The organism is Coprococcus sp. AF16-22 (assembly GCF_003461545.1).
In the GTDB taxonomy this organism is placed as follows: Bacteria; Bacillota; Clostridia; order Lachnospirales; family Lachnospiraceae; genus Coprococcus; species Coprococcus aceti.
Window position 1 is genome coordinate 772 of record NZ_QTXH01000019.1, and the last position, 12,725, is coordinate 13,496.

General features: G+C 46.1%; 6 protein-coding genes and 1 pseudogene. All 7 read right to left on the reverse strand.

Annotated elements, in window-relative coordinates:
• Positions 1 to 190: 190 nt before the first annotated feature.
• Positions 191 to 529 carry a hypothetical protein gene (locus DWW60_RS13080; RefSeq protein ID WP_117875547.1) on the reverse strand — a complete coding sequence of 113 codons (339 nt, stop codon included), beginning with the start codon at positions 527 to 529 and terminating at the stop codon, positions 191 to 193.
• A 351-nt stretch (positions 530 to 880) separates the two neighbouring features.
• Positions 881 to 1,279 (reverse strand): Imm44 family immunity protein, encoded by a 399-nt coding sequence (locus tag DWW60_RS13085; protein ID WP_117875548.1) that lies wholly within the window; start codon positions 1,277 to 1,279, stop codon positions 881 to 883.
• 1 nt (position 1,280) lies between these two features.
• The gene (locus DWW60_RS13090) at positions 1,281 to 10,976 is read right to left on the reverse strand and encodes an RHS repeat-associated core domain-containing protein (RefSeq protein ID WP_117875549.1); all 9,696 of its coding nucleotides are present in this window, start codon (positions 10,974 to 10,976) and stop codon (positions 1,281 to 1,283) included.
• 256 nt (positions 10,977 to 11,232) lie between these two features.
• On the reverse strand, positions 11,233 to 11,562 hold the full coding sequence (locus DWW60_RS13095) for a hypothetical protein (RefSeq protein ID WP_117875550.1): 330 nt from the start codon (positions 11,560 to 11,562) through the stop codon (positions 11,233 to 11,235).
• A gap of 8 nt (positions 11,563 to 11,570) precedes the next feature.
• Positions 11,571 to 11,927 carry a hypothetical protein gene (locus DWW60_RS13555; protein WP_173795154.1) on the reverse strand — a complete coding sequence of 119 codons (357 nt, stop codon included), beginning with the start codon at positions 11,925 to 11,927 and terminating at the stop codon, positions 11,571 to 11,573.
• Positions 11,928 to 11,962: 35 nt separating this feature from the next.
• A complete protein-coding gene (locus DWW60_RS13105) occupies positions 11,963 to 12,280 on the reverse strand; it encodes a hypothetical protein (RefSeq protein ID WP_117875551.1) in 318 nt (105 codons plus the stop codon).
• Positions 12,281 to 12,308: 28 nt separating this feature from the next.
• Positions 12,309 to 12,725, reverse strand: a pseudogene (locus DWW60_RS13110) (hypothetical protein); the annotation flags it as partial.

Sequence of the window (12,725 nt, forward strand, 5' to 3'; positions counted from 1 at the left end):
ATAGTTGATGACTTGAATAATCTCGGGCGTTGCCATCCTCACAAAGTGCGGATACCTCCCCTTTACTTTCTTGAAGCCATGCGGCTCCAGCGTTTCCTTAAACGCCGCTTTAAGACTCTTGTCCACTTCCAATGTTCCCATATTACTTTACCTTCCACCATGCACCAATATCTTCATATATTGCATTTATCTATTCGCTAATATAATTATTAATCAACGATGGGTAGTCTTTAAAATATTCATTTGACTTATCATGATATATTGTTTTATTTTTATTTCCTGCACCTATACCGTTTATCATATTGTACCCTACCATACCGCCATCATCTTCTATCCAATTTCTTGTATGGAATGCAACCATGAGTGTATATACTACATAGGAACTCCGTTTTGTTCCCCAAAGGCTCCTTGCGATATTGAGCATAACCATAGCATTAATTGCATTTGCGCTTTGCAGACAGGCTTGTCCACTCGTTTCAACCGATGTCTCCGACAGTGAGAAACTTCCGTCACTTCCCTGAGAACACATTCTCCCGTCTCCGTGTCCTTAGACCAGACATAGTCTCCTGCCTCTATGTCAGCTATCGGCGTAAGCCCGTATTCCGCCGAAACCAGCGTGTCGCCCGTGAAGTACTGGCTTGTGAGCCCGAACAGCATACACGTAAGCTGCACGAACCGCACCGCTATCTCCACAGGATCGCCGCTCTTTATTGCTTCCTATATCTGGTCAACCTAGCTTCCGAGACCGAATATTGCCATCATCGACTTTAGGATGATGCCGAGTGATGTCTTGCACATGCCGTCGCACATGAAGCCGACTGCCACGTCATTGAGGGCTCTAAATCACGATGTTTACAATCCGCTTAATTTTTGCCGTTTTTTAAATTCTATGTTCTTTACAAAAAACATCAAAATCCTCTTTGAATTTTTGAAAGTCTATCCTTCCCTTTGTTTTTATTGTTTTTACAGAATTTAAAACACATTGAAGCATTAACTTTTTTTTCTTTTCAACATCCGCAGAAACATACTCTTCATAATCTATGTACTCCCTGACGCTTGCAAATCCATATTTTGGTTCACAATGATACCCTCTTTTACATAAGCCTTTATTTATCGTCTCCTTAGGAGCAATTATAGGTATTATTCCAACTATATCAATACTTTCGCTGTAACATTTGTTTTTAAAGTATTCATGAATATCTTGGCACAGATTATATATATCGTCATCTATCCCAAATTCATTTGTGTAATACTGTGGCGAATTAATATTTATTTCCATACTACCAACCTTTCTTATTCAGCGGTGGAAAATCTCCATATTTATAAAAATAATACATGTTCATATCATGCTGCCATAAATGAATATCTAATTTTTGTCCACTGACCAATACTTTCATTTCTGCATTTATGCTATCTAAATAACTTTGTGTATATCTTGTGTCTGGATATAAAGTTTCTCCAAATTTAAGTACCTCACTTGTATTCTTATCAATCAATGCATATCCATAATTTTTATTAAAATTATTGGTCAATGAGTTACCATGAACACCTTTTCCACTCGCTGTCTTACCTGTTATCCCAACTTCCGAATTTGATGCAAATTGCCCATTGGATCTGTGCCATCTACCATTTGCATCTTGACTATAACCTTTAGTTGCTCCGTCTAATTTAGCTATGTCTACTCCATCTATTATTTTGCCCAAACTTTTATATGCAAAAATTGACACGATGGCTCGAAATATTGCTTGAGCAGGATGTCCTTCTTCAGCCGATATAGCTACACCTACCGTTCCGCTCACCAACAATAATTTCTGTGAGACACATAGCAAGGTCATGCAAATTGGACTAATTGTTGCAAAACATGTTAAAGAAGATAGAACACATCCAAACAATGCCCCTTGCCAAAGTCCTTTAAAAGCATCCTGCAATACCGTCGAGAAATTATTTCCTCCTAAAATGGAATCAACAGCTCCAACAGCCGCTCCAGTCAAAGAGCCTATCAAAGTGTTTAGTCCTATAAATTTCCACGATGATGACAACACTTGCGACATTGTCATGCCAGCACTAAGTTCAGGTAGTGAGAAATATCCGCTCGGGTCCGTATACGTAACCGGATTCGCATTCGCATACAGATACTTGTGCAAGCTTATCGGATCGTAAAGGCTTCCCTGATAGCTGTCCATGCTTATGAACGTGCCCGTGCCCGGATTCATGTATCTTGCTCTCAGGTAGTATAGCCCCGTGTTCGCATTATACTGCTCGCCCGTGTAGAGGAAGTCGTTCTCAGTGCCGCCGCTCTTTTTCAGGAGGCTGCCGTATGCGTCGTAGGCATACTTGTCTGTGATACGTCCCGCTTCATTTGTAAGAAGCCTTGTGCTGCCAAGTCCGTCATACAGATAATACCATACTTCCCCGCTTCTTTCCATCGACATCAGCTCGCCGTCGCATCTGGTGTATGAAGCAGTCTCTTTGCCGTCCGCATCCATCTCGGCTGCCACATATGCAAGACTTCCGCTCGTGTCGGTCACGTAATATACCGTGCTGTCTTCATTGACTGTCTTCGATGTGCGGTTGCCTGCATAGTCATAGGTATAGCTCTCTATCGTGACGCTGTTGCCGCTCTGTACCGTCGCCTTAGTCAGACGGTTCTCCGCGTCATAGCTGTAGGAAGCCGTCTTTCTGCCCGCCTGCTCCGTCAGGTTTCCGTTTGCATCGTATGTATACGTGATGGTTCCGTCATCTGACTTCTCGTTTACGAGCTGGTTTAAGGCGTTGTAGGTGTAAGTAGTCGTACCTTCAGTTATCTCCACCTCGTCAAGCTGCGTGTCCGCAAGCTCCGTGATGTCACCCTTAACCTTGGTTTCCTTTGACGTGCGGTTTCCCGCACTGTCATAGCCGTACTCGTTTGTAAGTTTGTTGTCTCCGCGTTCTATGACCTCTTTCGTCAGGCGGTTCAGGCTGTCGTACTCATACGCGATGTCAGTCTCTATGCCGTTTGTGATGTCAGTCACACTGAGACGTTCCCCTGCCTTGCCCAGACCGTAGGTATACTTTGCAAGCGTCACACCGTCTGCGTTTACTATGCACTCTTCCTTGAGCCTGCTGCACGCATCGTAGGTGTATGTCATGACATTTCCGTTCGGATAGCACACTGCGCTTCTGTTGCCGAGGGCGTCATACTCGTACACCGTCGCCTGACCGTTCCTGTCTATGACACGCGTCACGCGGTCCATGATGTCGTATTCGTACTTTGTTCCGCCGAATCCGTTGTCCATGGACGACAGCCTGCCGCACTTGTCGTAGGTATACGTCAGCTTATTCCCTGCTGCGTCTGTCTTTCCTGTGAGTCTTCCATAGCTGTCATAGCTGAAGCTTACGGTTCCCATGCCGTCCGTGACCTTTGTGAGAAGTCCCGCCTTGCTGTAGGTGTATGAAGTCTTTTCTCCTGACACGTTCTTCTCCGTGAGGCGGTCCATATCGTCATAGACATATGTCGTGACATTTCCCGCACAGTCTGTGTACTTCGCCACGTTTCCTGTTTCATCATATACGTATGAAGCAGTTCCGCCCAGAGCATTCTTAACCGTGGACACCCTGCCGCCTGCATCATAAGTGTAGGTGGTGGTGTTCCCAAGCGCGTCCGTAACCGTTGCCAGATTGCCGTTTCCGTCATAGCCGTAGGTGTAGGTTCCGCCGTCTGCGTCTGTCACGCCTGCAAGACGGTCTGCGCCGTCATAGGCATACTCCGTCTTACTGCCGTTCTGGTCTTTCTGCTCAGTGATTCTGCTTCTCGCATCGTACTTAGCAGTTACGCTGTTGCCGTCCGCATACGTAGTCTTTGTCACGTTGCCGTTGTCATCGTATTCATATGACGTCACGCCGCCAAGCGCGTCCGTCTGAGATACAAGTCTCGAAGCCTCGTCGTATGCGAACACGGTTGTGTTACCAAGTGCGTCCGTTACGGAAGTATTCCTGCCGCGGCAGTCGTATGCATAGGTGGTCTTTCCGCCGCCTGTGCCTGTAACTGACGTCACGTTGCCTGCTGCGTCATAAGTGTATGTCTCGCTTGTCCCGTCAGCGTATGTTTTCTTCGTAAGGCGGTTCAGCTTATCGTACTCCATCTGCACTGTCTGCCCGCTTCGGTCTGTCGCCGACGTGTTGTTGTCGTTTGCGTCATAATCGAAAGTCTCACATGTTCCGTCCGGGTATGCAGTTTTCACCGTGTTGCCGAGGTCATCATATTCATACGTGATTCTGCGTCCCTTTGCGTCGGTTGATGCTATCATGTTTCCATCCGCATCATACTCATATGCCGTCACGTTTCCGGAGTTGTCAACGCTCTGGATAATGTCTCCCGCCTCGTTGTAGTTGTAGGTGCTTGTGAATGTGAGCGTCTCACCATTCTCTATCCGGCTGACCGTCACCGAAGTGCACCTTCCGTCTTTATCGTAAGTGTATGATGCTGTCTCGCCCGCACCGTTTGTGGTGGAAGCAGCATTTCCGTCCGCATCGTATGTCACCGTCTGGACGGTTCCTATCCCGTCAGTTACTCCCGTGAGTTTTCCGTCTGACGAATATGTGTATTCCGTATCATTGCCGTCAGCGTCAGTCAGGCTTGTCAGTCTGCCATAGTCATCGTACTCCATTGCCATGACGGTCTTGTCCATCATCTGTATGCCGGACACAAGGTTATCCTGTGTATATTCACTTGAAACGGCTGTGCCGTCTGCGGCGGTTACCTTTGTCACGTTGCCTGATGAGTCATAGTCATAGCCTGTGGTATTCCCGTTTGCGTCCGTTGTCGAGAGAAGATTTCCCATGTCATCATAGGTATTTGTCGTCTTTCCTCCGCATGCATCCACCGTCTGGAGTATGTTGCCGCTGTCATCGTAGGTGTATACCGTGGTATTCCCTCTGCGGTCCTTCACCGCTTCCGTTCTTCCGTCCACATCATAATCGTACTCTATTCTGTTCTCGTCCGCATCTATGGTCGCAATAAGCCTTCCGTCATCGTCATACTCATTCCTTGCGACTGCTATGCCCATCGGGTCGGTGATTGATATCAGGTTGTGCTCCGCGTCGTATGTGAAGCTCACCGTGCGGTCTGCACTGTCAGTCACGCTTATAAGGTCGCCCGCATCGTCATATGCGTACTTCGTGGTGTTCCCGTTCGGATTCGTCGCCGCCGTAACACGCTCTTTGCTGTCCCTGTCAAATATGATGCTTTTTCCGTTTTCCGCATGGTATCCGTTTTCATCAACCGTTATTACGTTGCCGTCGGTGTCAGCTATTTTGTATACGCCGCCATCCGCCGTCATGTACATCTGCACGCCGTCCTTGTTGGTGAGCTTGTATTTCAGGTCGTCAAACATGCTGTCCTCGTAGAACATCAGCCCGTTGCCTGTAAAGTATGCAGTCGTATCGCCTATAATCTCGAGCTTCACCTTCTGGCTTGTCACGCATTTGTATGATACCGTCACCTCGGATATCGGCACGAGCGCCCTGCGCTCCGGTGAAAGCGATACTTCAAATCTGTCGCTTGTCCCGTCGCCGTATGTCACGGTTACGTCATGGCTTACCGTTTCGCTTATCTGGTATGCTGTTGAGAACAGGGAACCCGACTGTGTCATCTGGTACCCGTTTGCTATATCATTTGTCTCGTACAGCTTCATGCCTGATATGCCGAGCGTCCAGCCGATACCGAAGTCGCCCTGCTGCTTATTCCTGCTGTCGTACATGCGGTTTACAGTCACCGTGGAACCGCCCATCTTTGCCGTTATGTCGGTAAAGCCTATGTTCATGGCACCGACCTTGAGACCGCCTTCTACCACGTAATCATTTTCAAGTCTCGTCCTGTTGCCGCCCTTGTCGCATACCGTCAGCCTTAAGGTGTACTGTCCGTTCATAAGCATGGTTGTGTCAAGTCGTCCCAGAGTACCGTCCTTCACTTTCTCTGTACCTTCTGAGAGAAGTATGTATGTGTCGGAATCTGTCATGCGGTATTCCAGCTTCCAGTAATCAAGCTCCGTCTCATCATATGCCGAGCCTGTTATGTCCACAGGCTCCGTAAGCGCCTCATCTATCGCAGGCGATGTTATCTCCGCTACGGGAGCCTTCTTGTCCTTGTCGTTGAAGAGGTTACAGTAAGCAGTCACCTGTCTTTTCTCGCCTGCTGTGTCCGTTCCGACTGCGGTTATCCTAACTTTTCCGGACACTGCGGACGTAAATTCCGTCTTCCTCGTTCCGCTTGCTATCTCCTCTTCGCCCTTATATATAACCAGAGTACTCTCATCAATATCCGACGGCAGTGTCACCTGTACCTTGACCGCAGTTCCTATTGCAGCCTGACTGTATGACAGGCTGACAGAGAACGGCTTGTCCTGCGTCTCCGGCTTCTGTTCTTCTCCGCCGCCTTCTTCTTTTCCTTCTTCTTCCTTTCCGCTGTCTTTGCCTATCTCGCCCGTGTTCTCATTTTCAATCGAAGATGTCCCCACGGTATACCCAAACGACGCCGATGCAGTTCCGCTGTTGCCATTTGTATCCGTGGCAGTGAGCGTCAGGTAATAAGTTCCGCCCGATAGCTCTGACGTGTTTATGGAGCCAAGTATGCCGTCTGTTACCTCTTCCGTGCCTTCCGATATGGTCACCTTGTCGCCGTACCCGCCCAAGCTGTATGTGAGCGAGTATCTGTCTAAATTTCCTTCCGCGTTTACACTGCCCTTTATATCTATCTGCGACTTGTCTTCGGACAGTGATATCGAGTCGATGGAACCCGAAAGGGCGTATGACGATGTACCCGTACCCACCTCGATATACAGGGTTATGCCATAGTAAGAGACATTTCCCGCCGCATCCTTTACGGTAAGCCGTATATCGTATGTGCCGGCAGTAAATTCCGACACGTCAAGCGTTCCGAGTACGTCATCTGTCACTGCCTCGCTGCCCTCGGCAAAGACGTGATACTCATCTTCACTCTGCGCGCGGTACGAAAGTGTATAGCTGTCAAATTTGGTTTCATCATCAGCTGTTCCCTTTATCTGTATATTAAATCCAAGCTCCGAACCCGAATTTGGTGATGTAATCTCTGCCACAGGCGGCGTAGTGTCCCTGTCGTCCACCACGGTGATGGTGATTTCCTTCTCGGAAGTATTGCCGCCGATATCCGTGGCTACCGCCTTTACTTTTATCTCACCAGCCTTGTCAGGAGTTAATATCACTCGTCCAAAAGAGCTGAGCACAAGCTCCCCGTCTATATACATCTCATACGAATCCACGCCGTAATCATCCAGCGCATATCCGTCTATCAGAAGTTCCTCTCCCACTTTTATCTCTGTCTTTGCTGTGTCTATATACACCGTAGGCGGAACCGTATCATCAATCTCCTCGTATACTCCCGGCTCAGTAGTACACACAACCGCCACGGCAGGGAAAGACAGCGTCCCCTCCGCATCCTTTACCTGATACTTAACCAGATATGTGCACCCTGCTGCAAGCCTGTTCGGAAGCTTGCCCTCAGTCCATCCCGCGTCTTTTACATTCTTGTAGCAGAAATATTCCTCTCGTATACCCTGTGTGCTGTCATCAGTGTGGTCTGCATCATAAGCCTCATAAACTGCATTTGCAATACATTCCGAGCTGTCCTCACTGTCTTCCGAAACCGTTACGGAAACCGACGCAGCAGGGCGTGTCTGTACAAGAAGCAGCCTGTCATACTGCTCCGTATCAGACCACAGGCGGTACCCGTCCAGAGCATCGTTGTCACCCGTCGGATTGTCCCTTACTGCAAGCCGTATGGAATATGCTCCCGTATTTTCAAACACCGTAATAGGCTCGTCCACTTTCTTTACTATATTTTCAGCCTCACCTGACGACGACGTGAAAGCCGACGGATCGTATTCATACTCCCACTGTTCTTCATATATCTCATCATTTTCGGCATCCTGATAATAACCCTTGTAGGTGATTATATCATCTGTTGTTATGTATTTGTCTATGCTGTAGTCCTTGCTGAGTACAGACTGCAGTATGTACGTGTTTATCGTGTCCATCTTGGAAGATAGGTCGTCCAGTGATACGTACATGCCGCCCGTATTCGCGGCATTTAAAAGTCCGAGATACTGACTTTCGTTTGTATCACTGCCGATTCCGGCAAATGCCGCCTGATTTCTTATGAGTGCAGCCGCAAGCTCCGCCATGGCGTCATCGGAAACCAGTTCCGGCACCTCAGCGCTGCTTATGTTCAGCACATAATGTGACGCCCCTGCCCTCCAGTCATATCCGTCTACAATATCCGAAAGGCTGCTTCCAGTCATTGTCTCCATGGTTATGTTCTTGAATGTGAAGTATGACCTCTGCCAACAGTCGTGCCATGCCTGACTTGTGATAGGTCCAAACCCATAGCCATAATCGTTTTCAGGCAGAACAAAGTTATCTATCACAAGAGTGTCCCCATCCCACACCGATATGGTGCTGCTGTCAACCACTATCTTGAAATGATGTTCCGCATACAGATTTGGTATGCTGTAGGTCCTTAAAAGCTGACCGACATTCTGCACCCACTCTACACCGCCGTCTCTGAATCTCTGAAGGTTGTCGCAGTCTATACGGACGAGTTTAAGCCCCGACCGAGTCACAAGTATACAGAATCCCTTTATATAATTATCATCATCGGAAACCGTTGTGTTGAACAGGAAGCCGCCGCCCTCCATGCTGTGCCAGTCGGTGTTATCACGCTGCAAATCGAATTCAAATGTCTTCTGCCCAGGATTGTCATTTGCTATATAAAGAAAATCCTTCTTTGGAGAACTGTAATATCCTATCATCTTGATGGCATCTTCTTCATATATGATGTGCTCTGCGTAGCCGTCGCAGTTGTAGTGTCCGTATTCCTTCCACGCAAATGTGTCCTGCGCGGTATATGTGGATGTGGACACAGCATCCACCTTGGCGTCTATCCCGTTCTCTGCAAGCAGAGTCTTAAGCTCATCGGCTTTCTCCGTATAGACAGCCATGGTGTCAGCATCGGTCTCGCCGACCGTGAATACTATATCAGCCGACTTTGACTTTTCAATATCAAGCGCTGCCGTCGGCGCCTCATTGCCTACTTCAAACACGCACTCCGAAACAGCCTTGCCCGATGTATCATCATGCAGATACGCATCTTCCGTCAGGAGCTTTGGTATTGTGTCGTCAAAGGTCTCGTACACTGTAATCGATACCTTATATCTGCCGACGTTCTCTGTCGTGTAATCAACAGCCGCCTCATTTTCGTCGCTGATTACCGTGCCCTCAGATTCGTCAAACTCTCCATTGTTGTCCTTATCATAATATATCGTCCACACACGTCTGCCTATAGTATCTCCATCCGGTGACACCGAACTGTCGTCTATGTGCACATATGTCTTCCCCTCTTCATCACGCATAAAGTATTTATCCGACAGTTCAAAATCAGCGCATGGCGCTTTATCCTCCTCAATCACCAGTTCTTTTGTAACCGTGTAATTGACCTTCCCTGTTGTCACGGTGACAGACACCATATAAGTGCCGGCTTCCCTAAAAATCATCTCCCTGTGGAAATAATCTGAATTTTCTTCATCCACAGCATAATACTGTCCGGCATCTTCCCCGTCTCTGGTTATGCTCCAGACCGTATTCTCTTTCTGTATGTATTCCGTGTTCATAATCTCCTGCACGGACAGGCTGACCCTGCGGTTTTCTTTCTTTGTACCATCTGCCGCTACATCAATCTCTGGCTTGAAGATGAAATCAAGCATGTCCAAATCACACGGTCCTGCATTTATATTTACTTTTGTTCCGTTTATACATACCTGTTTTGCTATGATGCGACCATTCAGGTTCAGTTCGTTTGAATTGATACATACACAGCCGTTTGGCGCGTACAGAACGGCATTCATTGATATCCCGGAACCATTGATGGTAATGTCTCCGCTCTCTGAGGCAATAAACAGCCTTGAGCCGTTCGCTGTGCTCATGCTTCCCGCATTGTATGTAACCGCTCCCGTTGCATATATGATTCCCTGTCCCATAAACTCTGTCGTATTGAATGCGGCATCGCCGTTTATATAAAGCGATGTATCAATGATTATGCTGTCGCTTCCAAACTGCGTGGAAGCGTCATAGCATACGCCGTTTGCTGATGTGTATTCGGTCAGCTCTTCTGTGATATCCGGCATCTCTATTCTGTCTGCTTTTTCCAACTTGGAGCCTATCTGTATGGAGTCAGAACCGACTGCCGTCTTTATTGTTATGCCCTTTGAAGCCTCAAGCACTCCGTCTATCTTTATGCTGCTGCCCTGATAATAAAAATCCTGATTTGTATGGACTGAACCGCTTATACTTGTATTTCCCGTATAAAGCGACAGATTTGAATCTCCGGATGTGAACACTGCGTAGTTTAGTCCGCTCCACTTTTCCGGGACCTCATATGTCTGCCCCGGAATTATGACCTCCGGTGTATCTGTACCCTCCGAATCCCCGCCTTCTGTATCTTCGTCCTTTTTATCCTCCGAAGCCGAAGCATCTGCAAATGTTATGCTCTCCGGCATGGCAGGTTTTGCACTGCTTCCGTGAGCCATAAACCCAAGGGTTACGGACTGCCCCGCAGCTATCGTGCTGTTGTATGTTTTTGCTTCAAGCACATACGTGCCGTCATCGTGGTTTTTTATATCAGCGTTCCATATACTGTCTATCTCGCCGTCATATGAAAACTGAATCTCCCACAGACTCTTTGCACTGTCCGTGTCGTTTGCAAGCGTTATCTCCGCATTCACATAATTGTCCCATGCACTTGCTTCCTTGTAAGTAATGGTGAATCCGTCTGACGAATAAGTCTTCTGAGTGTCTGTGCCTTCAGACGGTGCCGCATAGACGGACTGCGGAATCAGCCCCAGTATCATGGCGCATACAAGGACGCACGAAATGACTCTTTTCAATAAGAAATTTTTCCCCTTTAACATTGTTTCTTCCTCCCTTTGAAATGTGGTTTATGGTTATTGTTTACTTTTTCTCCTCAGCTTAATACAAACTATACCCTGACTTTAACTGCCTTTAAAATTTATTCTGAATACACCAAATTCCTAGTTCAAAAATCAGTACATAACCTGCAACCGTTATTAATCTATTTCCTTTTTTGCATTCATTACTAACCTCAATAATTGATTTACGTTCTTTTTGAACATCGGAAATTGCTACATAACATGCTACAATGTCACCTTACTTATAATATTTACTTGAATATGCTGTCACATGAGTATCTTCATCTGTAATATCTATTTCATACTCATAATACCATTCTGCACTTCTTGAACCTGGGCTAAAATCTCTCGACGATATTACCCCGTCTACTCGTTCACCTATTTTACATTTGCTTGAGTATATAACATTTGTATAACAACCGAATGCAAATAATATAACAGTCACAACTAGTAATAAGCAATTAATAAATACCTTATGTTGAAGTATTACATCTTTTATTCCATGCTTATATATTCCATAGACATATACAATTATCCATAAAATAAATGCAAACCCAAAAAGTTTCATTAGCCCTCCTATGAACCAATTTTTGAATATCCATCCAAAATTCCTAAAAACCCATCCTTAAACATATCAATCCAGTTATAACCCATTAATTTCATTATCGCTTGATTCATTCCACCATAAGCAACTGCCGTTGCTAGCATGCCATCAAACAAAACTGCATAACTGAGTATTTCCGCCATTGAAACTATTCCCTGTACTTGCGATTCTAATGTTACGCTAAAATATAGTTGACTGACAAGAAACATACTATATATGGCTTCCGCCGTGCTTCCCCCACACAGCCCGCCTGATATCATATACGCCCCTGCTCCGGTCTCAGGGTCTATGACCATATACCCTGTTCCCGACCAGCTGCCTATCGTCATGTCCTCTGCCGGAATTGTGACTATCTTACCTGCGTTTACGGCTTTGATTTATATTTTGTAACTATATCTTTCTGCACCTCTATGTGAAATTTATTCCACGCCAAACGGTCTACATAAATTGCCGTTCTCCAATCCCCTGCCCGCACGCTGGCTTCTGCGGTCGAATCGGCAAGCGCTTCCGCTGATGCCTCGCCCATACTTGAAATCTCATCTGTCAAAGATGCAAGAATCGTCTCTCCTAAATTTCCACTTTCTGCGAAAGCTACGCTGCAGTTCGTCGGTAACACTGTCAATAACATTGATATTGACAGCACTACAGCAATAATCCTTCTTGTCATTTGTTTTAATTTCATATGCTTACTCCCTTTTTCCCTTAGTTTTTTACACTTCGACTCCCATCGCACGTATTGCATTTATATTTTTTTCTGCACGCTCTGCCTTTAATTGTGAAACTTCTTTTTTAGTTTCATATTCAAAAAATTTCCCATATCTTTCAATATTGTCACGAAACCGCCTTTCATACCAAATCAATTCCCGCTCTCCTTCTTCTTCCGTAATTTTATTATCTAGAATGTCTTGCTTTAATTCCATTTTTATCTCTTGATAATCACTTTGCACTTTCACTCTATAGGATTCTTTATTCGGATACTTTGCCGGCAAAATAAATACATCCCCATTGCATTCCGTTTTTCTATTAATTTCTAACTCATCAAAACCATATAGTTCCAAATAATCCACGCATGTCTTTAAATCCACTACCTTGTCAAACGCCGGAATTATATAATGCTCTATGCCTGT